We start from the raw sequence: 24,441 nt of genomic DNA, 5'->3' as shown, positions 1-24,441 counted from the left end.
GATACGGCAATTCCGTGATCCTAAATGCGTTACCTATGTCTCCCGACACCTGTTACCCATGTCTCCCGGCAGAACACAAGCTCAGCCCATCCTACGAAGAGCGCATCGGCGCAGACCCTCCGCCCCCCGCCTAGACTTGCAGGTAGAACAACGACAAGGTGAGGACGCCGACATGCATGTACAGCCCTATCTGTTCTTCCACGGCCAGTGCGACGAGGCCATCGCCTTCTACCAGCAGGCGCTGGGCGCGCAGCTCAACGCGCTGATGCGCTACGAGGAGGCGCCGGGGCCGCTGCAGGTGCCCGACGGCTGGTGCGAGAAGGTCATGCATGCCAGCCTGCAGGTCGGCCAGAGCGAGGTGCTGATGTCCGACGGCCGCGGCGAGCACGAGGCACCACCCGGCGGCTTCAGCCTGCACCTGGCACTGCACAGCGTGGTGGCGGCGGAGAAGGCCTTCGCCGCGCTGGCCGAGGAGGGGCGAGTGGACATGCCGCTGGAGAAGACCTTCTGGGCGCAGCGCTTCGGCATGCTCCACGACCGCTTCGGCGTCGGCTGGATGATCAGCTGCCGCTGACGCCGCGCCCCGGAAACGAAAAGGCCCGCCGAATGGCGGGCCTTCTGCGTCAGGGCCGGATCACTGATCCAGCTGCAGCTTCTGCCAGGTGTAGGCGTTGATCTCGCGGTAGGCCGAGGCGTCGCTCTCCAGCTGCTTCTCGCGGGCCGGGAAGATCTCCCGGAGCTTGGCGCCCCAGGCTTCAGACTTGTACTGAGCGGGGAAGCAGCGCTCGAGCAGGCCGAGCATGATCGACACGGTCACCGAGGCGCCCGGGGAGGCGCCCAGCAGGGCGGCGATGGTGCCGTCCTCGGAAGCCACCAGCTCGGTGCCGAACTGCAGGATGCCGCCTTTCTTGGTGTCCTTCTTGATGATCTGCACGCGCTGGCCGGCGGTTTCCAGGCGCCAGTCCGCCGGGTTGGCCAGCGGGTAGAACTTGCGCAGGCTTTCCAGGCGCTGGTCCATGGACTGCATGACTTCGCGCACCAGGTAGCGGGTCAGGTCCATGTTGTCGCGGGCGACCGCCAGCATCGGCATCAGGTTGCTGCCGCGGACCGACAGCGGCAGGTCGAGGAAGGAGCCGTGGCGCAGGAACTTGGTGGAGAAGCCGGCGTAGGGCCCGAACAGCAGGGACTTCTTGCCGTCGACCACGCGGGTGTCCAGGTGCGGCACGGACATCGGCGGGGCGCCGACCTCGGCCTGGCTGTAGACCTTGGCCTGGTGCTGCCTGACCACTTCGGGGTTGTCGCAGCGCAGCCACTGGCCGCTTACCGGGAAGCCGCCGAAGCCCTTGCTTTCCGGGATGCCGGACATCTGCAGCAGCGGCAGCGCGCCGCCGCCGGCGCCGAGGAAGACGAACTTCGTGCGGATCTTGCGCGACTGGCCGTTCTGGGTGTTCTTGATGTCGACGATCCAGTCCTGGCCGTCGCGCTCCAGGCCCACGACCTTCTGGAAGTAGCTGATCCTCGCGCCTTCCTGCTTGCCCAGGCGGGCCAGCAACTGGTTGGTCAGGGCGCCGAAGTTGACGTCGGTGCCATGCTCCACGCGGGTGGCGGCGACCTGCTCGTCGGCCGGGCGGCCGGGCATGGTCAGCGGCGCCCACTGGGCCAGCTGCTCGCGGTCCTCGGTGTAGACCATGGACTCGAAGGCATGGTGCTGGCTGAGGGTTTCGAAGCGCTTCTTCAGGAAGGACACGTCCTTGCCACGGACGAAGCTCAGGTGCGGCACCGGGTTGATGAAGTTGCGCGGATTGCCGAAGCCTTCCTTGTCCACCAGGTGCGCCCAGAACTGCTTGGACACCTCGAACTGGGCGTTGATCTGCACCGCTTTCTTGATGTCGATGGAGCCGTCGGCGGCCTGCGGCGTGTAGTTCAGCTCGCAGAGGCCGGCGTGGCCGGTACCGGCGTTGTTCCAGGGGTTGGAGCTCTCGATGGCTCCGGACTCCTGCAGTTCGACGATCTCCAGTCGGGTGTCGGGTTCGACTTCCTTCAACAGGGTCGCCAGGGTTGCGCTCATGATGCCGGCGCCAACCAGCAGCACATCCAAAGCTTCGTGTTCGTTCGCCATTCTCGCTCGCCACACTCTCGTGAAGTAGTGAAAAACCTTCAAATCACGCTCTTATGGAGACGTGAAGCTCAAAGGGGGTCGTCGCTGCGGGCGGGTCCGGACTCGGTTCGGAGGGGACTCGCGGCAATCCTTGCCTGAAAGTGTCGTCGCAACGATCGGTACAAAGCGCGAGGCCGGTGGCCACGGCGCAATTGGCGACTCTCTAGGAGGGTGTGACAGGCCGGCAGGCGCGAGGCTGCCGGGCTGTGGGACCCGATCAGGAGGCGTCCTTATAATCGGGGCGCGATTATAACGACGAAATGCAAAAAAAGCCCTCGGGCTTAGACTTTTTTCCGAGTTCCGGTCACCGGATTTCCTGTTTTTGCACCGATTTGGTGCATTGTGCCGGCGCGCGCGTCGCCGCCAAGGAACCTGTAACAAAGTGCCAGCGTCCAAGTTGCAGAGCGCTATCAGGGCGCTCCGACGGCCGGTATACTGCCCGCCGTTCCGAGCCCAACCCATGGAGACACGAACATGTTGCAGCGTCTGTTGCTCAGTCTGATCGCCGCCGGCACCCTGGCCTTGTCCGGCTGTGCCCTCAGCCCGCAACAACTGAACCCGGACCCGGTGTTCAAGGGCCAGCCGGTCGCCGTCGGCCAGGGCCAGCCAGTGGTGGTGAAGGTGGTCGACGGCCGCCAGAGCACCGAGCTGGGCACCCGTGGCGGCCTCTACTCGGAGACCAGCGCGGTCACCGTGCGCAGCCAGGACGTGATTCCCAAGCTGCAGGCCCAGACCGAGGCGGCGGTGCGCCTGCTCGGCTTCACCCCCTCGCCGAACGCCTACAACGCCCCGACCCTGACCCTCACCCTGGCCGAGCTGAAGTACCAGTCGCCCAAGGACGGCGTCTACGTCACCGAGGCCACCATAGGCGCGACCTTCCGCGTCGACGTGCAGGCCGGCGGGCGCCGCTACAGCGGCCGCTACGGTTCCTCGCTGAACCAGCGCTTCGGCATGGCGCCGAACCAGCAGACCAACACCAAGCTGGTCAGCGACGTGCTCAGCGACACCCTGGACCGCGTGTTCAAGGACCCGACCATCGGGCAGACGCTGAACCAGCGCTGATCGCTTCGGCGTGAACGAAAAAGCCCGGCACTGGCCGGGCTTTTTCGTGGGTGCGGGAATTCAGGCGGCGGCCTGGCGGAACGGGTCGGTCTCGTAGGCCGGCTGGCGCTCGTCGGCTTCCGGCAGGTCCAGGTGTTCGTGGCCGCAGGCCTGGCAGTACACCAGCCAGTGGTCGTCCTGGACGTTGAAGGAGAGGTCGGTGACCACGGCTTCGATCTCATCCAGGTGTTCGATCAGGTAGGCGCTTTCGTGGGGTACGATTTCGAGCATGGCGAATCTCCTAGGCGGGATACCGGATGGCGAAAGGTGACTAGCCAGTCATGTGCCAGGTGGTGGAAAAGGCTTAGAACCCTTCTCGATAAGGCTGACGTTCGTCGTGAATAAGACGACCGAACTGGCTGTGCCGTCCTCCTGACGGATACAATCGACCGTCTTTCTTTCAGTTGCGTGACGTACCCGCCGCGGTTCGTCGCTTCGTACAGAACTCGGCCTTGGCGCTTTCTTGCTTCCTGGCGTGCAGTCCTGAAGTGTGGAGGTCGTGATGTCGCTGCAGGCGCTCTGGAATCTGTTCCAGGCCCATCCCGCCCGGGTCCTCAACGACCTGGCGCTGTTCTTCGCCCTGGCCGGCGCCTGGCTGCTGCTGGCCACCCGCCGGCGCGAGCGCCAGGCCCTGCAACGCCTGGTCGCCGGTGGCGATGGCGCGTCCGCGCCGCTGGCCGAGGCCGAGCCCTCGACGGCCAAGATCAACCGCTTCTTCTACCTCTTCGGCTTCGCCTGCCTGGCCCTGGCCGTGGGCCTGAGCCAGTACAGCACCCACCTGCCGGGCTGAAAACGCACCGTAGCGATGCAAAAGGGCGCCCGAGGGCGCCCTTTTCGTTCATGCGGTGGCTCAGGCCTGCTTGAGCCGGTACTGGTTCAGCACCGGGGTGGCGTACTGCAGGACCAGGTAGGGGCGGTGTTCCGGCGGGCAGGCCTGCAGGCGCTGCTGCCACTGCTCGCGGGCCCGACGCAACTCCTCGGCGCCGAACAGGCTCTCGGCGCCGGGCACGGCCAGGGTCGGGTCGCGCAGCTCGGACATCTCGTAGGCCAGGTAGTGCACCGGGAACAGCCGGTAGTTGCCGAGGATCTGCCGGTCCAGGGCGGCGGCCAACTGCTTGGCGTCGGCGTAGTCGCCGTCCATCTCGGCGCCGAAGTTGATCTGCACGCGCCCCTTGTAGCCGGTGATGCCCAGGGCGATGCTGGCGTCGTCCTCGCCCGGCGCCTTGCGGTATTCGCCGGTGCTGGCGCGGGTGTACAGCTCGCGGGCCTTGGCGGCGTCGCAGGGGTCGTACTCGTAGCTGATCGACACCGGGATCAGGTGCAGCTCGCGGACCACCTGGGCGAAGGGCTCGTCCTTGCGGCTCATGTGGAACATCTTGAGGATCGCCGAGTCGGTGCGGTCGTCACCGTCCTTGGCGCGGCCCTCGGCCTGGGCGATCCACACCGACTCGCCATCGTGGCGGATCGAGTGGTTGATGTAGGCCGAGAGGGTGTTGTAGGCCGCCAGCTTCTCGCGCCGGCCGCTGATCGAGCGGTGCACGATGAAGCTCTTGTTCAGGCGCATCAGGTCGCTGACGAAGGGCCGCTGCAGCAGGTTGTCGCCGATGGCGATGCGCGGCGTCGGCAGCTTGGCGTGGTAGATGGCGTAGTTGCAGAACGCCGGGTCCATCACGATGTCGCGGTGGTTGGCGATGAACAGGTAGGCGCGGCCGCTCTTGAGGTTGTCCAGCCCGGAGTAGGTGACGCCGTCGGTGGCGTGCTCGATGGTGCGGTCGACGTAGGGCTCGCACTTGTCCTGCAGCTCCACCACGCTGCGGATGCCGGTGACCTCGCGGGCCAGGCGGTGGGCGATCAGCGGGCGCAGCAGCCAGCCGAAGGGGCGCGACAGGCGCGGATAACGATAACGCGCCAGAATACCCAGGAAGGCGTCGTCGCTCAGCAGGCGCTGGAGAACGGCCGGGACTTCGGCGTCGTTGTACGGTCGGATGGCTTCGAACTCGCCCATCATGCTCTCTTGTTCATGGGTGTAACTGGCACGGCACGCGTCTGGCGCGGGCCTCTCCCCCGGAAAACCGGCCATGCCCGCGGGCCTGGCCGGATAAAAAGACCGCGGGAGTATAACGGAAGTCACAGGGGACCTTCAGATGCTCGAGACCCAGGCTTACCGCTGCCCCTACTGCGGGGAACCGGCCGAGGCCGTGCTAGACCTCTCCGGCGGCGACCAGAGCTACTATGAAGATTGTCCGGTGTGTTGCCGGCCCATCCTGTTCCAGCTGTACACCGACGGCGCCCAGTGGTCGCTGGAGGTTCACCGGGAGGACGACTGATGCAGCGAGTCTACGAACCGGCCGACCTGGCCGAGGCCGAGTTGCTGGCCGGCATGCTGGCCAGCGAGGGCATCGCCTGCCACCTCGGCGGCCGCCACCTGCTCGGCGGCATCGGCGAGTTGCCGCTGCACGGCCTGCTGCACCTGTGGGTCGACGACGGGGCCGCGCAACAGGCGCGGGAGCTGATCCAGGCGTACAATGCCGCGCAGCCGTTGCCCGGCCCCGCCGACGAGTTCGGCCCGGCCAGCGGCGTCCTGCTCTGTTGAGGCCGCCCTGGAGCGCCGATGACCGCCCGCTTTGCCCTGTTCCGCTGGACCCGCGAGCTCGCCGAGCTGCCGGGCTTTCCCAAGGACCACCCGCCGCACTGGAACCTCGCCCCCGGCGCGCAGTTGCTGATGCTGCGCGAGGAGGCCGGCGCGCGCCGCGCCGACCTGGCCCGCTGGGGCCTGACCCCGGCCTGGCTCACCGACCTGTCGCGCACCCCGGCCCACGCCCGCGCCGAGACGCTGCACGAGCAACCGATGTTCCGCGAGGCCTTCGCCCGCCGCCGCTGCCTGGTGCCGGCCAACGGCTTCTACGAATGGCACGGCGTGCGCAAGCGCCCCTACTGGCTGGCCGGCGCCAGCGGCCTGAGCTACTTCGCGGCGGTCTGGGAGGCCTACCCGGTGGACGGCCACACCTGGCTGAGCCTGGCCCTGGTGACCCAGGCGGCCGGCCCGATGCGCCGCCCGCTGCTGCTGGAGAGCGAGGAGGAGAGGGCGCTCTGGCTAGGTGACGAGACGCCCCTGCCCAAGCTGCTGAGCCTGCTGGCGCGGCCGCAGGTGCGGCTGCGGGAGCAGGCGCTGGCGAGCATAGTCAACGATCCGGCTTGCGATGGGCCGGAGTGTTTGACGCCGGCTTAATGCGGGGGCGTTGAGGGGGCTTTTCGTAGGAGCGAGCTTGCTCGCGAAGGGTGCCTCCCGGCTGTTGAGGTGCGACAGATTGACTCCGCTCCCTCTCCCCAGCCCTCGGCTGCGCGCCCCGCCCTGAAGGGAGAGGGGGCCAGGCCGTGCCGAGAGAAGAATTGGCTCCAGCCGGAAATCACCGAAGCTGCCGGCTAACGCCATAACATCAAGCCCTGCCCAACGGTCCCCTCTCCCTTCAGGGAGAGGGTTAGGAGCCAAACCAAGACACCGAAGTCACCGGCGAACAAGGTTCGCGAGCAAGCTCGCTCCTACGAAAAGCCTTCCCACCATCCGCCTTATCATCCAGAGGCCGCCACTCGCATTCAGCTGCCTGATAGTGCGCGCCAGCTTCCCCCTCACTTGCCTAAGCTGCAGGCCACCCCTTCGCTCTGGCCGCGTTGGCGGCGAACAGGAGTCCGGCATGCACAACAACAATAACGGCTACCCCTCCAGTGCCGTGGCCTGGTCCACGGTGGCGATCCTCATGGTCGCCTATGTCCTGTCGTTCATCGACCGGCAGATCCTCAACCTGCTGGTCGGGCCGATCCGTCGCGACCTGGTCATCAGCGACACCCAGATGAGCCTGCTCATGGGCCTGTCCTTCGCGCTCTTCTACACCCTCTGCGGCATCCCGCTGGGGCGCATGGCCGACAGCCGCAGCCGCCGCGGGCTGATCACCGTCGGCGTGCTGATCTGGAGCGCCATGACCGCGGCCTGCGGCCTGGCCCGGCAGTACTGGCAGTTCCTGCTGTTCCGCGTCGGTGTGGGCGTGGGCGAGGCGGCGCTGTCGCCGGCGGCCTATTCGCTGATCGCCGACAGCTTCCCGGCGCAGCGCCGGGCCACTGCCATCAGCGTGTATTCCATGGGCATCTACCTGGGCTCCGGGCTGGCCTTCCTGCTCGGCGGGCTGGTGATCAAGTTCGCCTCGGCCCAGGGCGACGTGCACCTGCCGCTGCTGGGCGAAGTGCGGCCCTGGCAGCTGATCTTCCTTCTCCTTGGCGCCGCCGGGGTGCTCTTCACCCTGCTGATGCTGGCGGTGAAGGAGCCGCAGCGCCACGGCGTGGGCGCCGGCGTCGAGGTGCCGATGCGCGAGGTCGGCGCCTACCTGCGGGCCAACCGCAAGACGGTGATCTGCCACAACTTCGGCTTCGCCTGCATCTCCTTCGCCAGCTACGGCAGCGGCGCCTGGGTGCCGACCTTCTTCGTCCGCACCTACGGCTGGGATGCCGGCCACGTCGGCGTGGTGTACGGCAGCATAGTGGCGGTGTTCGGCTGCCTGGGCATCGTCTTCGGCGGGCGCCTGGCCGACCGCTGGGCCAAGCGCGGCAGGACCGACGCCAACATGCGCGTAGGCCTGCTGGCGGCCTGCCTGGCGCTGCCGCTGTCGGTGATCTTCCCGCTGCTGGACGATGCCAACCTGGTGGCCATGCTGATGGCGCCCACGGTGTTCTGCCTGAGCATGCCCTTCGGCGTGGCGCCGGCGGCGATCCAGGAGATCATGCCCAACTCCATGCGCGGCCAGGCCTCGGCCATCTACCTGTTCGTGGTCACCCTGTTCGGCCTGGGCGTCGGCCCCACGGCGGTGGCGCTGGTCACCGACTTCGTGTTCCACGACGACATGGCCCTGCGCTACTCGCTGCTGATCGTCACCAGCCTGGCGCTGCTGGGCGGCGTGCTGCTGCTCGGCCTGGGCCTGAAGCCCTACCGCCAGAGCCGCGAGCACCTGCAGAACTGGAGCCTGCAGCGCGAGGCCGGGCAGGACAAGGGCGGGATGCAGCGGCAGCCGGCGTAGGGCGCCATTTCCCGGTCAGCGCCTTGGCCGGGGTCGGTCCATCGTGGACGGAGTCCGCTCCTACGTCCGTGCTCGACCGTAGGGCGAATAACCGTTCGCGGTTATCCGCCGTTGGCCGGAACGCCGGTGCCCGACGGCCGCGGCGGATAACGCCGTAGGCGTTATGCGCCCTACGGGTTGGAAAGAGGCGGCGCAGCCTGCAAGACAGTTGCTCCTATGCCCCCACCTGCACCGCCCCCATGTAGGAGCGCGCCCTGCGCGCGAATCGCGGGCAGGGCCCGCTCCTACAGTCTTTGGCGAGACACGGTATCGTCCGTAGGAGCGGACTCCGTCCGTTCAGTGCGCCGGCGTCGGTTCGGCCGCGGGCGCCAGGTCCTTCTTCGCCAGCAGCGTGTACACGCAGGGCAGCACGAACAGGGTGAAGAGGGTGCCCACGCTCATGCCGGTGGCGATCACCACGCCGATGTCGAAGCGGCTCACCGCGCCGGCGCCGGTGGCCAGCAGCAGCGGGATCACCCCCAGGACCATGGCCGCGGTGGTCATCAGCACCGGCCGCAGGCGGATGGCCGCGGCTTCCTCGATGGCCTCGCGCACGCCCAGGCCGCGCTCGTGGCGCAGCTGGTTGGCGAACTCGACGATGAGGATGCCGTGCTTGCTGATCAGCCCGATCAGCGTCACCAGGCCCACCTGGGTGTAGATGTTCAGGCTCGACAGGCCGAGGAACAGCGGCACCAGCGCGCCGCAGATCGACAGCGGCACCGTGACCATGATCACCAGCGGGTCGCGGAAGCTCTCGAACTGCGCCGCCAGCACCAGGAAGATCACCGCCAGGGCCAGGGCGAAGGTCAGCATCAGCGCGTTGCCTTCCTGGACGAACTGCCGCGAGGCGCCGGCGTAGTCGAAGGCGAAGCCGCGCGGCGACTCTTGCTCGGCTATCTGCTTCACGCTGTCGATGGCGTCGCCCATGCTCACCAGCGGCACGCCGGAGATGATCGCCGAGTTCAGCTGCTGGAACTGGTTGAGCTGGCGCGGCCGCGCGCGCTCGTGCAGGGTCACCACGGTGGACAGCGGCAGCAGCTCGCCGCGGCCGTTCTTCACGTAGTAGCTGCCCAGCCAGTCGGGGTTCTCACGGAAGTGCCGCTCGACCTGGGCGATCACCTTGTAGCTGCGCCCGTCGATGGTGAAGCGGTTGATCTCGCCCTCGCCCAGCAGGCTGGCCAGGGTGACGCCCAGGTCCTGCATGGACACGCCCATCTGCGCCGCCTTGGCGCGGTCGATATCGACCACCAGCTCCGGCTTGTCGAAGGCCAGGTCGAGGTCGAGGAAGGCGAACTTGCCGGATGCCTCGGCGCGCTTCTTCACCCGCTCGGCCACCTGCAGCAGCGACTCGTAGTCGCTGGCGGTGTTGATCACGAACTGGAACGGCAGGCCTTCGCCGGTGCCCGGCAGCGACGGCAGGTTGAAGCCGAAGATCTGCAGGCCGGGGATCTTGTCCAGTTCCGCCTGCACCGCGTGGAGCAGTTCCATCTGGCTGCGCTGGCGCTCGTCCCAGGGCTTGAGCAGCATGCCGCCGATGCCGGTCTGCACGCCGTTGTAGCCGTTGATCTGGAACGCCGAGTAGTACTCGGGGAAGGTGCGGAAGATGCCCTCGAACTGGCTGGTGTACTTGTTCAGGTAGTCCAGGTTGGCGGTCTGCGGCGCATTGGCCATGAGGAAGACGATGCCCTGGTCTTCCTCCGGCGCCAGTTCCTTGTGGGTGAACACCAGCAGCAGCGGGATGATCGCCAGCACCAGCACGCCGAAGGTCAGCACCACCGGGCGGTTGTCCAGGGTGGCGTGGAGGCTGTGCTGGTAGCGCCGCTTCAGGGCCTCGAACATCAGGTCCAGGCGGTGCGCCAGGCCGCTGGGGTTCTCCTCGTGGCGCAGCAGGCGCGAGCACATCATCGGCGACAGCGTCAGCGCCACTATGCCGGAGATGATCACCGCGCCGGCCAGGGTGAAGGCGAACTCCTTGAACAGCGCGCCGGTCAGGCCGCTGAGGAAGCCGATGGGGGCGTACACCGCGGCCAGGGTGATGGTCATGGTGACCACCGGCACGGCGATTTCCCGCGCCCCTTCGATGGCGCCCTGGAAGGGCGACTTGCCGTCCTCGATGTGGCGGTGGATGTTCTCCACCACCACGATGGCGTCGTCCACCACCAGGCCGATGGCGAGTACCATGGCCAGCAGCGTCAGCAGGTTGATGGAGTAGCCCATCAGCTGCATGAAGAACAGCACGCCGATCATCGACAGCGGGATGGTCACCACCGGGATCAGCACCGAGCGGAAGGCGCCGAGGAACAGGAAGACCACCACTATGACGATGAGGATGGCCTCGCCGAGGGTCTTCACCACCTCGTCGATGGAAGCCTGGATGAAGCGCGTGGCGTCGTAGGCGATGGACACCTTCAGGTCCGGCGGCAGCTGTTCCTCCAGCTCGGGCATCTTGGCGCGGACTTCCTTGATCACGTCCAGCGGGTTGGAGCTGGGCGTGCCCTTGATGCCGATGTACACCGAGGGAATGCCGTTGAACGAGCTGACCGAGTCGTAGCTGGCCGCGCCCAGTTCCACCCGCGCCACGTCGCTCATCAGCACGCGGCGATCGCCGAGGGTCTTCAGCGGGATGGCGGCGAAGGCCTCCGGCGACTTCAGGTCGGTGGCGGCGTTGACGCTGGTGACCACCAGCTCGCCCTTCACCTCGCCGGCGGCGGAGAGGAAGTTGTACTTGCGCACGGCGTCGTCGATGTCGCTGGCGGTGATGCCGTAGGCGGCCATCTTCACCGGGTCCAGCCACAGGCGCATGGCGAACACTTGGTTGCCGAGGATTTCCGCCTCGGCGATGCCCGGCAGGGTGGCGAGCTTGGGCTGGATCACCCGCGACAGGTAGTCGGTGATCTGCGGGTTGTCCATGTGTTCGCTGTAGAAGCTGATGTACATCAGCGCCGAGGCGTCGGCGGCCTCCTTATCCAGCACCGGGTCCTCGGCGTCGGGCGGCAGCTGCGTCTTCACCTCGCCGATCTTCGACAGCAGCTCGGTCACCAGGCGGTCGGTGTTGGCGCCGATGTGCGCGTAGATGGAGATCACCGAGTAGTTCTGCCGGCTCACCGAGGTCATGTAGTCGATGCCCTCGGCGCTGGCCAGGCTCTGCTGCAGCGGCTGGGTGATGTAGCCCTGGATGGTCTCGGCGTTGGCCCCGGCGTAGAAGGTGGTGACGGTGATGAGCGCGTTCTCCATCTGCGGGTATTCGCGGATCACCAGGCGGCTGAAGGCCTGCATGCCGAGCAGGACGATCAGCAGGCTGACCACCGTCGCCAGCACCGGGCGGCGGATGAAGGGATCGGTAAAGGCCATGGTTCCAGTCCTTTGTCGTTGCGCCCGCGCGGCCGTGGCCGGGCGGGTTTCGGCGGCCGCGCGGGCCGCCCTGTGCATCGGTTGCGGTCAGCGCACGTCGTCGACGATGGCCACCGGCGTGCCGCTGTCCAGCTTGAGCTGGCCGCTGGTCACCACCGGCTCGCCGACCTTCAGGCCGTCGAGGATCACCGCCTTGCCTTCGCGGCGCTCGCCGACCTTGACGAAGCGGCGCTCCACGGCCAGCAGCGGCTGGCCCTTGGCGTCGTTCTGCGGCTTGCCGTCCTTGTCCTGTTTGGGCACCACCACGTACACCGAGTTGCCGTACAGGGTGAAGGCGATGGCGGTCTCTGGCACCACCACGCGCTGCGCGGTTTCCGGCAGCTGCACCTCGAGGCTGGCGAACATCCCCGGCAGCAGCTTGCCGTCGGGGTTGGCCATGGCCGCGCGCACCTGCAGGTTGCGCGTCTCGTTGTCCACCCGCGGGTTCAGCGCCTGGATGCGCGCCTCGAACACCTGGCCCGGGTAGGCCGCGACCGTGACCAGCACGCGTTGCCCGACCTGCAGGCGGGGGAAGTCCTGTTCCGGCAGGAAGAAGTCCACCAGCAGGGTGGAGAGGTCCTGCAGGGTGGCGATGGGCGTGCCCGGCGAGACGTAGTCGCCGACGTCCACCTGGCGGATGCCGATGGTGCCGCCGAAGGGGGCGAGCACGCGCTTCTTCGCCAGCGCCGCCTTGAGCTGCGCGACCGTGGCGCTGGAGCGCTGCAGTTGCGCGGCCAGGCGGTCGAACTCGCTCTTGGAGATGGCCTGGCGGCCGACCAGGCTGCGGCCGCGCTCGAATTCCACCTGGGCCAGGTTGAGGTCGGCCTCGGCGGTGCGCAGGGTGGCGGCCTCGACGTCGTTCTCCAACTGCACGATGGGCTGGTCGACGCGGACCTTCTCGCCGGAGGCGAACAGCACTTGGCGCACGGTGCCCGAGGCTTCTGCGGTGAGCACCACGCCCTGGTTGGCGCGCAGGGTGCCGATGGCCGGCAGGCGGCTCTGCCAGGTGAGCGCCTCGGCCTTCACCGCGGTGACGCTGACCGGCGGGCGCGGCGCGGTGAACTGGGCGATCTGCTTCTGGATGGAGAGATACTTGGAGCCGGCGAGCACCGCGACTATGACGGCGACCGCGCCGAGCATGATCAGCATGCGGCGCAACATGTTCCTGTTCCTTGGTGAGTGCCTGGCGGCTCTGCGCCGCGAGGGGCCCGTTCCTGCATGGCCGGCCCTGCGTTCGCGGGACTGCTTCGCTTCCCGGAGCCTGTCGGGAATGCCCCGTTGCGGGGCAGAAGTGCGCACATTAGACGGAGTTCGCTTCCGCGTCAAAGTACCTTGATTGCAGGACGTTTCCCCCGCCGGGGGATTTAGCGCGCCCCCGCAAGGCGAGCGCGCCCTCTGCGCCGAGGGCTCGCCGGGCGCGGCTCAGGAGGCCAGGTGCAGGTGGTTGTCCCAGAACGCCGGGGGCAGTTGCAGCGGCTGGGCGGCGATCTTCTCGCCACGGCAGTCGTAGAGGCGGCAGCGGCCCTGGCCGGAGGTGACCACGAAGCCGTCCTTCACCGCGCCGACGCCGGCGCAGTCGGGCAGCGGCGCGTCCAGGCGCAGGGCGCCGCTGTCCAGGTCCCAGATGAAGAAGCGGTTGCCGCGCGGGGCGGTCAGGGCCACCAGGCGCAGCTCGTCGTGCACCGCCACGCTGGCGGTGTACTGGACCATGGCCTGGCGTTGCTCCTCGCCCAGCGGGAAGCTCTGGAAGGCCTGCCCCGGGCGCTTGATGGCGAGCAGGTCGGCGGCCTCGTGGGCGTCGCCCATGAACTGCTGGCAGGCGACGATGGTGCCGTCGGCGGCGATGGCCAGGTGGCGCACGCTGTTCATCTGCTGGGCCAGGGTTTCCTTGGAGATCAGCGCGCCGTCGCGGTGCATCAGCACCAGGCTCGGCTCCATGGCGTCGAGGTTCATCTCGACCCGGCTCTCGGCCTCGGTGCGGATGCCGCCGTTGGCCACCACCAGGGTCTCGCCGTCGGGCAGCCAGGCCACTTCGTGGGGGCCCAGGCCATGGGTCGGCACCTCGCCGGTGTGCGCCAGGCGCTCGCCGTCGAAGCGGTAGATGCCGAGCAGGCCGCGGCCCGGGTCGGTGGTGTCGTTCTCGGTGGCGTAGAGCCACTCGCCGTCCCCGTGCCACACGCCGTGGCCGTAGAAGTGGCGGTCCGGCCGTGAATCGAGGGTCTGCAGCAGGCGGCCGTCCTCCAGGCTCACCAGGTAGCTCTGGCGCCCCGGGCGGCGGGCCACGAACAGCGCCAGCGGCAGGCTCGGGTGCTGGACGATGGCGTGGCAGCGCAGGCCCACCTCGGTGGCGAACGCGCACTGGCCGTCCAGGCGGTAGCCCACCGCGTAGTGCTTGCCGTCCGCGTCGTCGCGGGCGGACAGCAGCAGGGGCTCCCGGCCCTTGCGCGACAGCGTCCAGCCGCCGAAGGAGAGGGCGCCGAGCAGCAGGCTGCCCAGGCCGATCACGTGACGTCGCAGCATGGCGTTCACCTCTTTCACATCGTTCACCTTGACCTGGCGAGCCAGCGCCAGGCGTCTCTCCAACGACGCCTGGCCGACGCTCGGCCGGTCAGTCGCCGTCGTTGGCGTTGAAGCCCAGCTGCACGCCCAATGCCTTGGCCAGCTCGCCCTCGTGCAGGCGGTGGACCACGTTCAGGCTGTCGTACAGCTCGTTGAGCTGCTTGATGCCGGCGTCGTCCTTGAGCAGTTCGCCCAGGGGCTGCCTGAGCGCGGCGAACTTGCCGTGGACGTCGGCGTAGGCGGCGTCGATCTTGCCGGCCAGGTCCTTCTGCTCGCCCGGCAGCAGGGCGCGCAGGCCCTTGCCGTCGGAGCCCTTCCACAGCGCCTCGGCGCCGTTCAGGCTGGACTCCAGGCTGGCCAGGGAGGCGTCGCTGCGCCAGTTCTCGGCCTGGAACGGCTGCGGGATGCCCTTGCTCTGGCGGCCCAGCGGGGTGCCGAGCTTCTTCTTCAGCATGTCCAGGGCGGTGACCTGCACACGGAGCATTTCGGCGATGGCCTCGTGGGCGTCGGCGTAGCGCTCGTTGGGGAACTTGCTCATCTGCGCCAGCATGCCGTTGTCGGCCTTCCAGCGCGCCAGGATGTCCTGGGCCAGGGCCTGCTGGTGCTCGCCGATGGCTTCCAGCAGCGGGCAGTAGCGCTCGCGGGTGGCGGCGTCGGCGAGGTCGATCCTGGCGTCGAAGAGGATGTACTCGTAGGCGGTCAGGCCCTGCACCACCACGCTGGACTTGGCCAGGGTGGCGGGGGTGATCTCGGCGCCACCGCTGAGCAACTGCTCGACCTGGCGCGCCACCAGGTTCTTCTTGTCCGGGTAGAACTGGATCTGCCAGGCGCGGTTGCCCTCGGCCAGCGGGCCGATCAGCAGCGGCTGCAGCTCGGCCCAGGCCTTCTGCGCGGCGACGAAGTCGGCGCGGGCGCGGGCCAGGTCTTCCTTGCCCTGGCAGAAGGCCAGGGAGCTGGCGGCCAGCGCGCGGTCGGCGTCGACCCAGCGGCCGTAGGCCGGCAGGATCACCTGCTGGGCCAGCGCGGCGCTGGTGGTCGCCTGCGGGTCCTGCGGCGAGCAGGCGCCCAGGGCGATGGCGAGGCTGGTGAGCAGTAGTCGGGGGCGGAACATGTTCGGCTCCTTAGAGTGAATTCAGGAAGTCCAGCAGGGCGCTGCGCTGCGCGGCGTCGAAGGCCAGTACCCGCTGCCTGGCCGCCTCGGCCTCGCCGCCGTGCCAGAGCACGGCTTCCAGCAGGTTGCGCGCGCGCCCGTCGTGGAGGAACTGGGTATGGCCGTTGACCACCTCGGTCAGGCCGATGCCCCACAGCGGCGGGGTGCGCCAGTCGCGTCCGCTGGCGAGAAATTCCGGGCGATTGTCCGCGAGTCCCTCGCCCATGTCATGTAGTAGAAGGTCGCTGTAGGGGCGGATCACCTGGTTGGCCAGTTCCGGCTCGGCGGCATCGGCCCCGGTGGTGAACTTCGGGGTGTGGCAGCCGGCGCAGCCGGCCTGGTGGAACAGCGCCTTGCCGGCCAGCACCTGCGGGTCGTCGACCTTGCGCCGCGCCGGCACCGCGAGGTTGCGCGCGTAGAAGGCGACCTGGTCGAAGATGCGCTGGCTGACCTCGGGCTTGCCGCCGTCGACGGCCTGGCGGCAGGCGACCTGGGCTTCGGTGCAGTCGTCGGCGGCCAGCAGGGGGCTGGTCAGGCCCATGTCGCCGGAGAAGGCGTGGGCGTTCTGCTGCGCCACGTCGGGCTGCCCGGCCTTCCAGCCGAAGCGGCCGAGCACGGTCTGCTGGCGGGCGTCGTCCCAGACGCGGTTGGCGCGGCCGCGGATGCCGTCGCCGTTGCGGTCCTCGGGGTCGGCATTGGCCAGGATGGCGGCCTCGGGGATGGCCTCCAGCAGGCCCAGGCCGATCATCGGCGGGGCGACGCGGGCGGAGAACTGCGTGTCCGGGTGCATGGGGCCGTAGCCCAGCTCGGTCAGGCGCAGGATCGGCTTGCGCAGCTCGACCTCGGTGCCGTCCCTGAAGCTCACCTTCACCGGTTCGTAGTCCACGCGCACCCGTGCCTCGGGCACCACGCCGGGGATCGCCGAGTCCTGCAGCTGGCCGCCGTAGACCGGCTCGGGCACCACGCCCAGGCGCTCGAGGGCGCGGGCGTCGCCGGGGCCGGCGGGGATCGACAGGCGCACCAGCATGGACACCGCGTTGATGTCCTTTGGCCCCGGCGGGTGGCCGCGGCCGTCCTTGATGTGGCAGTTCTGGCAGGCGTTGGTGTTGTACAGCGGCCCCAGGCCGTCGCGCGCGGTGGTGGTGGTGGGCGCGATCACCCAGGGGTTGCGGAAGAAGCTGTTGCCCACGCTGAAGTCCAGGCGGCGGCTGGGCGTGAGGTTGCCCGAGGGCATGGAGTAGGCGTTGCGGTCGGCCTGGTAGACGGTGGCGCCGCCGCCGGACAGCGCCTCGCCCGGTTCGGCCACCGCCTTGGGCTCTTCGCGACCGCAGCCGGCGAGGGCGAGGGTGGCGAGCAGGGCGGCGAGGGCGGCGAGGGCGGCGGTTGGACGGCGGTACATCGAGGCGATCCAGGCTGAAAAACGGGCGGGCCATTTTAGCAGTTGGGCAAATGCAAATATGAAAAATTTGTATTCGCTATTGCCGCGTCGGCCCGGATGAAATGCCAAGGCCCCGGCTAGCGGGGCCTTGGCTCAACCGGCATGCGCTGCGGCGGGTTGCCGCAGCGCGGGCGTCGATCAGAACTGGTGATCGGCGTTGTCCGGCTTCAGGTCCTGGATGCCCAGGGCGGCGGCGGCCTTCTCGATGGCGCCGGTCTGCTTGACCAGGGAGGCGATGGTGTCGCTGATGATCTTGTGGTCGGCCTCGTCGGCCGGGGCGATCATCTGGTCGAAGTGCACGCCATCCTTCTCGGCGCGGTCGACGATGGCCTGCATCTTGGCCTGGGTGGCGTCGAGGTCGGCCTTCAGGTCGGTGTTGGCCTGGGCGTCGGCCTTGGCCACCAGGTCGGCCACGCTCGGGCCCTTGACCACGCTGCCGTCCACGCGCTTGTACTCGCCCAGGTAGATGTTGCGGATGCCTTCGGCGTTGAAGTACAGGGTGTGGTGGGTGTTGTCGCTGAAGCAGTCGTGCTCGTCTTCGGTGGAGTTGGCTTCCAGGGCCACCTTCATGCGCTCGCCGGCCAGTTCGCCCAGGGACAGGCTGCCCATGCCGAAGAAGATCTTGCGTAGGTTGGCGTCGGCGCCGTCGGCTTCCAGCTTGGCGCGATAGTTGTCGGCGACGCCGGCCTTCCAGTTGCCGACCATTTCTTCCAGCTGGGTGACCAGCAGGTCGGTGACCGCCTTCAGGTAGGCCGCGCGGCGGTCGCAGTGGCCGTTGGTGCAGTCCTTGCCCTGGACGTAGTCGGTGTAGGGGCGGTTGCCGGCGCCGGGCTTGGTGCCGTTGAGGTCCTGGCCCCAGAGGAGGAACTCGATGGCGTGGTAGCCGGTGGCGACGTTGGCCTCGGAGCCGGCCACTTCGTTCAGGCTGGCCAGCTTCTCGCCGGTGATTTCCTTGACGTCGATCTTGTCTTCGCCGACCTGGATCTCGGTGTTGGCGACGATGTTGGCGCTGGCGGCCGGGTTGCCCTCGGCGTGCTGGTAGTCCTTGGCGACGTAGTCGATCAGGCCTTCGTCCAGCGGCCAGGCGTTGACCGCGCCTTCCCAGTCGTCGACCACCTTGTTGCCGAAGCGGAAGGCTTCGCTCTGCGAGTAGGGCACGCGCGCGGCCAGCCAGGCTTCGCGGGCGGCCTTGAGGGTTTCTTCGCTGGGCTTGGCGAGGAAGGCGTCGACGGCCTTCTGCAGCGCCTGGGCGGTGGTCAGGGAGTCGCTGAAGACGGCCTCCGCCATGTCCGCGTAGTTCTTCACCACGGCCTTGACCGCGGCCTCGTCGACCTTGGCGGCCGCCGGGGCGGCGCTCTGGGTGCTGGCGGCCGGGGTGGCCGGGGCGGAAGCTTCTTTCTTGTCGTCGCCGCAGCCGGCGAGGGAGATGGCGATGGCCAGCAGGCTGGCAGTGGCCCAGGGCATACGAGTCATGACGGGTTCCTTAGCATGGGGTGGCGCGAAGAGATGCGCAAAGAAAGCGGCAACATAATGCGAAAGATTTGCATTTTTGAAAAGGCCGGCGCAGCGAATAGCCAGCAAATGGCTATTGCCGCCCCACCGCGGCCTCAGCGTCGCTCGATGCTGGAGCTGCCGGCGGCCTCGGCCAGGCGCCGCGCCTGCTTCAGGTAGAGGGTCAGCTCGCGCGCCGGCAGCGGCTTGCTGTACAGGTAGCCCTGCCCCTCGTGGCAGCCCTGGGCGATGATGTACGCCTCCTGTTCGATGGTCTCCACGCCCTCGGCGATGACCTGCATGCCCAGGCTCTTGCCCAGTTGGATGATGGCCCGGACGATGGTGGCGTCGTCGTCGTCTTGCAGCAGGTCCTGGACGAAGCTCTTGTCGATCTTGATCTTGTCCAGCGGCAGGCTCTTCAGGTAGCTGAGCGAGGAGTAGCCGGTGCCGAAGTCGTCGATGGCGATCTGGGCGCCGGCGCGGCGCAGGCTGAGCAGGTGCTGGGCGGCGGTGGAGATGTCTTCCATCAGGCCGGTCTCGGTGACTTCCAGCTCCAGCGAGCGTGGCGGCAGGCGGTGGATCTGCAGCAGGTTGCTGACCACCCGCGGCAGCGCGCTGTGGCGCAGCTGCACGGTGGACAGGTTGACCGCCAGGCGCAGGTCGTCGAAGCCCTGGTCGTGCCACTCGCGCAACTGCTTGCAGGACTGGTCGAGCACCCATTCGCCGATGGAGAAGATGCTGCCGTTCTGTTCGGCCAGGGGGATGAACAGGTCCGGCGCGACCCAGCCCTGGGTCGGGTGTTGCCAGCGCAGCAGGGCCTCGACGCCGACCACGCGGTGGTCGCGGTAGTCCACCTGCGGCTGGTAGACGATGTGCAGCTCGTTGCGCGACAGCGCCTCGCGCAGGTCCTTTTCCAGCTCGCGGCGGCGGCGCATCTCGCTGTCGACGCTGGCGATGTAGAACTGGTAGCGGTTGCGCGAGCGGGTCTTGGCCAGGGTCATGGTCTGCTCGGCCTTCTGCAGCAGCTTCTCGGTGCTCTCGCCATCCTCGGGGTAGAGGGTGATGCCGATGGTGGCGCGCAGTTGCACCGGCTGCTCGTCGAGCTGGAAGGGCAGTTCGAGGTCGTCGAGGATCTGCTGGGCCAGCTCCGCCGCCTCGTAGGGTTGCTCGACGTCGGCCTGGACCAGAGCGAACTGGTCGCCGCCCAGGCGCGCCAGGGCGCCGAGCTGGGCGCTGTGGCCGCGCAGGCGGTCGGCCAGGGCGATCAGCAGCTGGTCGCCGAACTGGTAGCCGTGCTGCTCGTTGATGCCCTTGAAGTCGTCCAGGCCCAGGCACAGCACCGCCACGCGGCGCTGCTCGCGGCCGGCGTCGGAGAGGATCTGGTCCAGGCGCTGCTGCAGCAGCTTGCGGTTGGGCAGGCCGGTGAGGAAGTCGTACTGGGAGATGCGCAGCAGGCTGTTCTCCGCCTCGCGGCGCAGGTGGCCGTTGCGCTCGATGGATTCGAGCAACTGGTTGGCGGTGTTGATCCACAGCCCCAGTTCGTTGTGCTCGTGGCCGGCCAGCATCGGCAGCTTGTGCTCGCCGGGGCGGTCGGGATTGATGCTGGTGAGGTGGTCGATGATACGCCACAGCGGCTTGGTCAGCAGCCAGTGGTAGACCAGGAACAGCACCAGGCCCATGGCCAGGGCGCGGAGGATGCCGGAGAGGAAGATGATCACCGAGGTGACCACGAAGTCCTGGCCGTAGGGCGCGGTGTCCAGGGTGATCTTCAGGTCGCCGTAGTATTCGCCGGGCTCGCCGCGGCCGACCAGGCGGATGGAATAGTGCTGCTCGGGGCCGAGGATGGGGTCGGTGAGCCAGCGGGTGGGCGAGTCCAGCAGCGGGCGGGATTTTTCCGCCAGCATGGGCTCGTCGGGGTGGCCGATGGCGGCGTAGCGCACCGCTTCATGCTGGAACAGGCCTTCGAGCACCTGCATGGCCATGTCGCGGTCCAGGCTGTAGACCGCCTGGGTCGATGGGTCGCGGACCATGGCGAGGATCCGCTGGGCGTCGTTGTGCACCGCCTGCCGCGCCTTGTGGGCGTCGAAGACGATCTGCGCGCAACTCAGGACGACCCCCACCACCAGCGCCGCGAGCAGTACGACGCGCAGCAGCTTGAGGGAGAGCCTGTGCCGGGGGTCCAGTTTCAAGGGTGCTTTCCTTGTTCATCGCCATCCGGCGAAAGACTGGTCTGAGTATTGGCAAACGGAGCTTTGACGTCAAAGGGCCATCACCCTTTTTCCGACCAAATCCGCACCTCAGGTTAGCCGAGCCTTGCCCTTCTGGCGCGCAGAAAGCAGAAACCCGGCTCCAGGCCGGGTTTCCGCGGGTGAGCCGAGGGTATCAGGCAGCGAAGTTCTTCGCCACGTAGTCCCAGTTCACCAGGTTCCAGAACGCCTCGACGTACTTCGGACGCAGGTTGCGGTAGTCGATGTAGTAGGCGTGTTCCCACACGTCGCAGGTCAGCAGCGGGGTGTCGCCGCTGGTCAGCGGGTTGCCGGCGCCGATGGTGCTGGCCAGGGCCAGGGAGCCGTCGGCCTTCTTCACCAGCCAGGCCCAGCCGGAGCCGAAGGTGCCGATGGCGGTCTTGGTGAACTCTTCCTTGAACTTGTCGAAGGAACCGAAGGCGGCGTTGATGGCGTCGGCCAGGGCGCCGGTGGGCTGGCCACCGCCGTTGGGAGCCAGGCATTCCCAGTAGAAGGTGTGGTTCCACACCTGGGCCGCGTTGTTGAAGATGCCGCCCGAAGAGGTCTTGACGATGTCTTCCAGGCTCTTGCCTTCGAACTCGGTGCCGGGGATCAGGTTGTTCAGGTTCACGACGTAGGTGTTGTGGTGCTTGTCGTGGTGGTATTCCAGGGTTTCCGCGGAAATGTGCGGCTCGAGGGCGTTCTTGGCGTAAGGCAGCGGCGGCAATTCGAAAGCCATGGTGTCTCTCCTATCTTCCTCAGGTCAGGGCTAGCGCGGCGAACGCGCGACCGGTACACGGGGCCGGTTCGGTGATTGTCGCGGCATCGTACGTAGCGCCCCTGTTCCGCAGAGTGGGGCGCGCGTCGGGTGCGTCCAGCAGGCCTGGCAGGCTGGCGCCGCGAAGGTCGGATCATAGCACCCGCCCCCCGGCATATCCACGCAGCAACTGTAGGGGCAAAGCCGCGCGCCAGCGCCGGTGCGCGGCGTTCCCGTGCACTGGGGTGGACTGCCGTGGGGCCCGGGGGTTCGATCCGTTTCGCCGCCGGGGCTCAGGCGGCGAACGCCAGCTGGCTGGCCATGCCCAGCATCATCACCGCCACCATCAGGTCGACCAGGCGCCAGGTGGCCGGGCGCGCCAGCCAGGGCGCGAGCCAGGCGGCGCCCAGGGCCAGGGTGAAGAACCACAGCAGCGAGGCGCTGGCCGCGCCCATGGCGTAGGCGCCGGGGGCGGCCTGCTGGGCGCCGAGGGAGCCGATCAGCAGCACGGTGTCGAGGTACACGTGGGGGTTGAGCAGGGTCACCGCCAGCGCCGCCAGCAGCACCGCGCGGCGCGAGCGCGGGCCGGTCTGCCCGGCGTCGGCCATGGCCTGGGGGGCGATGGCGCGGCGCAGGGCCTTGGCGCCGTACCAGACCAGGAAGATCACTCCGCCCCAGCGGGCCACGGCCAGCAGGGTGGGGTTCTCCGCCAGCACCTTGGCCAGGCCGAACACCCCGGCGCTGACCAGCACGGCGTCGCACAGCACGCAGAGCGCGGCCACCGACAGGTGATGCTCGCGGCGCAGGCTCTGGGCCAGGACGAAGGCGTTCTGCGCGCCGATGGCGATGATCAGGCCGGCGGCCACCAGCAGGCCGTTGAGGTAGCTCTGCCACATGTTCAGGCCCTCCCTTGGCTGTAGGGCAGCGAGGTAACGGGGGTGATCAGGCCAGGCATGGTCGGGCTCCGGTGGGCGGGTTCGGGGGGAATGCCTGGCGAGTCTGCGGCCTGTGCCTGTATAAGGAAAACGAATCCTGTTGATGGCTCATTAGGAAAACTGATGTTCGACTACAAATTGCTCGCGGCCCTGGCCGCCGTGGTGGAGCAGGGCGGCTTCGAGCGCGGCGCCCAGGCCCTGGGCCTGTCGCAGTCGGCGATCTCGCAGCGCATCAAGCTGCTCGAGGCGCGCGTCGGCCAGCCGGTGCTGGTGCGCGCGGCGCGGCCGCAGCCCACCGAGCTGGGCCGCCGCCTGCTCAACCACGTGCAGCAGGTGCGCCTGCTGGAGGGCGACCTGCAGCAGTGGGTGCCGGCGCTGGACGAGGGCGGCTCGCCCGAGCGCCTGCGCCTGGCGCTCAACGCCGACAGCCTGGCGACCTGGTGGGCCGATGCCGTCGGCGACTTCTGCGCCGAGCGCAAGGTGCTGCTGGACCTGGTGGTGGAAGACCAGGAGGTGGGCCTCAAGCGCATGCGCGCCGGCGAGGTGGCCGGTTGCCTGTGCGCCAGCCCGCGGCCGGTGGCGGGCGCGCGCAGCGAGCCGCTGGGGGCGATGCGCTACCGCGGCCTGGCCAGCCCGGCCTTCGTCGCCCGGCACTTCCCCGGGGGCGTGCGGGCCGAGGCGCTGGCGCGGGCGCCGGCGATCGTCTACGGCCCCGACGACCAGTTGCAGCACCGCTACCTTGCCGACCTCGGCGTGGACGGCACCTTCATCTACCACCTGTGCCCCTCGTCCGAGGGCTTCGTGCGCATGACCTGCGGCGGCCTGGGCTGGGGCCTGGTGCCGGAACAGCAGGTGCGCGGCGAGCTGGCCCGCGGCGAGCTGGTGGAGCTGCTGCCGGGCCAGGTGATCGACGTGCCGCTGTACTGGCACCACTGGCGCAACGGCGGCGAGCTGCTCGCCGCGCTGACCGCGCACCTGCTGCGCCGGGCCGCGGCCAGCCTGGTGCCGATCAGCCGCGGATGACGATGCGCCCGCTGCCCGGCAGGGCCTCCACGCAGCGCGGGCCGAACAGCTGCGACGGGGTGAAATAGCCGCCGGGGCCGTCGTGGCCGAGCAGGTGGCGCACGGCCAGGAGCACGCCGTGCACGGTGACGTCGTAGCCGTTGGCGGTCTCCAGGCGCGCCGTGCGCCGTTCGCCGCGGCCGTTGCGCGCCTCGCCCCAGACCCAGGTGCGCAGCCGGCTGCGCGCCTGCTCGTCGGGGCCCTTCACGCGCCGCTGCACCTGCTGCTTGAGCCAGTGCTGGACGCCGTCGCGGCCCAGCAGCGGGCGCAGCGGGTCGATCAGGCGCATGCCCAGGGCCGCCAGCGGCGGCGCCGGCAGGTACACCTCGATGTTGGGGATGCCGGTGCTGTAGAAGGCGGTGGCGACGTCGCCCCAGGGAATGCTCACGGCGTGCTTGAGGCCGCGGCCGAAGTCGATGTCGCGGCGCTTGTAGCCCAGCGGCACCTCGACCAGGCGGCCGTCGCGGCGCACCTTGCCGCCCAGCTTCAGGCCTTCCACCGTGGTCTTGGCGGTGCCCGGCGAGAGCCCGCTGCCGGTGTCGAAGCCCAGCGCCAGCTGGGTGGCGTCGGGCAGCGCCTCGGCCAGGCAGGCGGCGACGCAGTCGGTGGGGATGACGTCGAAGCCGACGCCGGGGCAGACCACGCAGCCGGCGGCGCGGGCGCGCTCGTCGAGGCCGTGGGCGTGTTCGAAGACGCCAATCTCGCCGGTGATGTCGACGTAGTGTGTGGCATTGGCCAGGCAGGCCTCCAGCAGGGGGGCTGCGGTGGCGGAGAAGGGGCCGGCGCAGTTGGCCAGCACGGCCACGTCGGCCAGGGCCTCGGCTGCGCCGTCGGTGCCGAACACCCGGCACTCCAGGCCCAGCACGCTGCCCAGCGCCTGCACGGTGGCGGGGTCGCGCCCGCCCAGCAGCGGGTTCAGGCCCTGGCGCCGGGCCTCCTCGGCCACCAAACGGCCGGTATAGCCGTTGGCGCCGTAGATCATCCAGTAGGGCTTGCTCATTCGGAGGCCTCGCACAGGGAACGGGGAAGGATCGCCGTGGTTCTAACCGGCCGCGAGTCGGGCGGCCCGCAAG

General features: G+C 68.6%; 21 protein-coding genes. 8 read left to right on the top strand and 13 right to left on the bottom strand.

Annotation, left to right across the window (positions count from 1 at the left end; translation table 11 throughout):
* The first annotated feature begins 172 nt into the window (after positions 1-172).
* The gene (locus VV867_RS23265; protein ID WP_089389720.1) at positions 173-574 is read left to right on the top strand and encodes a VOC family protein; all 402 of its coding nucleotides are present in this window, start codon (positions 173-175) and stop codon (positions 572-574) included.
* Between the two features lie 60 nt (positions 575-634).
* Here VV867_RS23265 and mqo read toward each other — a convergent pair whose 3' ends face one another.
* Entirely contained in the window at positions 635-2,119 is a 1,485-nt protein-coding gene (gene mqo / locus VV867_RS23260; protein ID WP_328567664.1) for a malate dehydrogenase (quinone), read from the bottom strand.
* 513 nt (positions 2,120-2,632) lie between these two features.
* On the opposite strand from mqo, the gene VV867_RS23255 reads away from it, so the two are divergent.
* Positions 2,633-3,220: a YajG family lipoprotein gene (locus tag VV867_RS23255; RefSeq protein WP_089389718.1), complete on the top strand. Its 588-nt coding sequence runs from the start codon at positions 2,633-2,635 to the stop codon at positions 3,218-3,220.
* Positions 3,221-3,280: 60 nt separating this feature from the next.
* Here the strand turns inward: VV867_RS23255 and VV867_RS23250 are convergent, their stop codons facing one another.
* Positions 3,281-3,490 carry a hypothetical protein gene (locus tag VV867_RS23250; protein WP_009615850.1) on the bottom strand — a complete coding sequence of 70 codons (210 nt, stop codon included), beginning with the start codon at positions 3,488-3,490 and terminating at the stop codon, positions 3,281-3,283.
* A 271-nt stretch (positions 3,491-3,761) separates the two neighbouring features.
* Here VV867_RS23250 and VV867_RS23245 point away from each other — a divergent pair, with 271 nt between their 5' ends.
* Positions 3,762-4,049, top strand: coding sequence for a hypothetical protein (locus VV867_RS23245; protein ID WP_109936742.1), 288 nt, complete (start codon positions 3,762-3,764; stop codon positions 4,047-4,049).
* A 60-nt stretch (positions 4,050-4,109) separates the two neighbouring features.
* Here VV867_RS23245 and VV867_RS23240 read toward each other — a convergent pair whose 3' ends face one another.
* The gene (locus tag VV867_RS23240; protein WP_275628666.1) at positions 4,110-5,267 is read right to left on the bottom strand and encodes a 1-acyl-sn-glycerol-3-phosphate acyltransferase; all 1,158 of its coding nucleotides are present in this window, start codon (positions 5,265-5,267) and stop codon (positions 4,110-4,112) included.
* A gap of 136 nt (positions 5,268-5,403) precedes the next feature.
* On the opposite strand from VV867_RS23240, the gene VV867_RS23235 reads away from it, so the two are divergent.
* From VV867_RS23235 to VV867_RS23220, 4 genes are all read left to right on the top strand, one after another.
* Positions 5,404-5,586, top strand: a complete 183-nt coding sequence (locus VV867_RS23235) for a CPXCG motif-containing cysteine-rich protein (protein ID WP_089389715.1) — start codon at positions 5,404-5,406, stop codon at positions 5,584-5,586.
* On the top strand, positions 5,586-5,852 hold the full coding sequence (locus VV867_RS23230; protein ID WP_275628667.1) for a putative signal transducing protein: 267 nt from the start codon (positions 5,586-5,588) through the stop codon (positions 5,850-5,852). Before VV867_RS23235 ends, VV867_RS23230 begins: the two co-directional genes overlap by 1 nt.
* An 18-nt stretch (positions 5,853-5,870) precedes the next feature.
* Positions 5,871-6,488, top strand: coding sequence for an SOS response-associated peptidase (locus VV867_RS23225; RefSeq protein ID WP_328567663.1), 618 nt, complete (start codon positions 5,871-5,873; stop codon positions 6,486-6,488).
* Positions 6,489-6,951: 463 nt separating this feature from the next.
* Positions 6,952-8,322 (top strand): spinster family MFS transporter, encoded by a 1,371-nt coding sequence (locus tag VV867_RS23220; RefSeq protein WP_328567662.1) that lies wholly within the window; start codon positions 6,952-6,954, stop codon positions 8,320-8,322.
* 336 nt (positions 8,323-8,658) lie between these two features.
* Here VV867_RS23220 and VV867_RS23215 read toward each other — a convergent pair whose 3' ends face one another.
* The 9 genes from VV867_RS23215 to VV867_RS23175 form a co-directional block, all read right to left on the bottom strand.
* Positions 8,659-11,712, bottom strand: coding sequence for a multidrug efflux RND transporter permease subunit (locus VV867_RS23215; protein WP_275628670.1), 3,054 nt, complete (start codon positions 11,710-11,712; stop codon positions 8,659-8,661).
* A gap of 87 nt (positions 11,713-11,799) precedes the next feature.
* Entirely contained in the window at positions 11,800-12,912 is a 1,113-nt protein-coding gene (locus VV867_RS23210) for an efflux RND transporter periplasmic adaptor subunit (protein WP_275628671.1), read from the bottom strand.
* A 261-nt stretch (positions 12,913-13,173) separates the two neighbouring features.
* Positions 13,174-14,271, bottom strand: coding sequence for a DUF1513 domain-containing protein (locus VV867_RS23205; protein ID WP_328567661.1), 1,098 nt, complete (start codon positions 14,269-14,271; stop codon positions 13,174-13,176).
* An 88-nt stretch (positions 14,272-14,359) separates the two neighbouring features.
* Positions 14,360-15,421: an imelysin family protein gene (locus tag VV867_RS23200; protein ID WP_328567660.1), complete on the bottom strand. Its 1,062-nt coding sequence runs from the start codon at positions 15,419-15,421 to the stop codon at positions 14,360-14,362.
* Between the two features lie 10 nt (positions 15,422-15,431).
* The gene (locus VV867_RS23195) at positions 15,432-16,859 is read right to left on the bottom strand and encodes a di-heme oxidoreductase family protein (protein ID WP_328567659.1); all 1,428 of its coding nucleotides are present in this window, start codon (positions 16,857-16,859) and stop codon (positions 15,432-15,434) included.
* A gap of 177 nt (positions 16,860-17,036) precedes the next feature.
* Positions 17,037-18,371 (bottom strand): imelysin family protein, encoded by a 1,335-nt coding sequence (locus tag VV867_RS23190; protein ID WP_275628675.1) that lies wholly within the window; start codon positions 18,369-18,371, stop codon positions 17,037-17,039.
* Between the two features lie 134 nt (positions 18,372-18,505).
* Complete coding sequence (locus VV867_RS23185; protein ID WP_109936752.1) at positions 18,506-20,578, bottom strand: putative bifunctional diguanylate cyclase/phosphodiesterase; 2,073 nt, start codon at positions 20,576-20,578, stop codon at positions 18,506-18,508.
* 193 nt (positions 20,579-20,771) lie between these two features.
* Entirely contained in the window at positions 20,772-21,353 is a 582-nt protein-coding gene (gene sodB, locus VV867_RS23180) for a superoxide dismutase [Fe] (RefSeq protein WP_043314054.1), read from the bottom strand.
* Between the two features lie 311 nt (positions 21,354-21,664).
* Positions 21,665-22,267, bottom strand: a complete 603-nt coding sequence (locus tag VV867_RS23175; RefSeq protein ID WP_328567658.1) for a LysE/ArgO family amino acid transporter — start codon at positions 22,265-22,267, stop codon at positions 21,665-21,667.
* Positions 22,268-22,429: 162 nt separating this feature from the next.
* Here VV867_RS23175 and VV867_RS23170 point away from each other — a divergent pair, with 162 nt between their 5' ends.
* Positions 22,430-23,329: a LysR family transcriptional regulator ArgP gene (locus tag VV867_RS23170; protein ID WP_275628676.1), complete on the top strand. Its 900-nt coding sequence runs from the start codon at positions 22,430-22,432 to the stop codon at positions 23,327-23,329.
* Here VV867_RS23170 and VV867_RS23165 read toward each other — a convergent pair.
* Complete coding sequence (locus VV867_RS23165) at positions 23,316-24,368, bottom strand: saccharopine dehydrogenase family protein (protein ID WP_328567657.1); 1,053 nt, start codon at positions 24,366-24,368, stop codon at positions 23,316-23,318. The genes VV867_RS23170 and VV867_RS23165 overlap by 14 nt on opposite strands.
* Positions 24,369-24,441 lie beyond the last annotated feature (73 nt).

The organism is Pseudomonas sp. JH-2 (assembly GCF_036231725.1).
In the GTDB taxonomy this organism is placed as follows: Bacteria; Pseudomonadota; Gammaproteobacteria; order Pseudomonadales; family Pseudomonadaceae; genus Pseudomonas; species Pseudomonas delhiensis.
The sequence above is the reverse complement of the archived record's forward strand: the minus strand, read 5'-3'. Positions and strand labels throughout refer to the sequence as shown.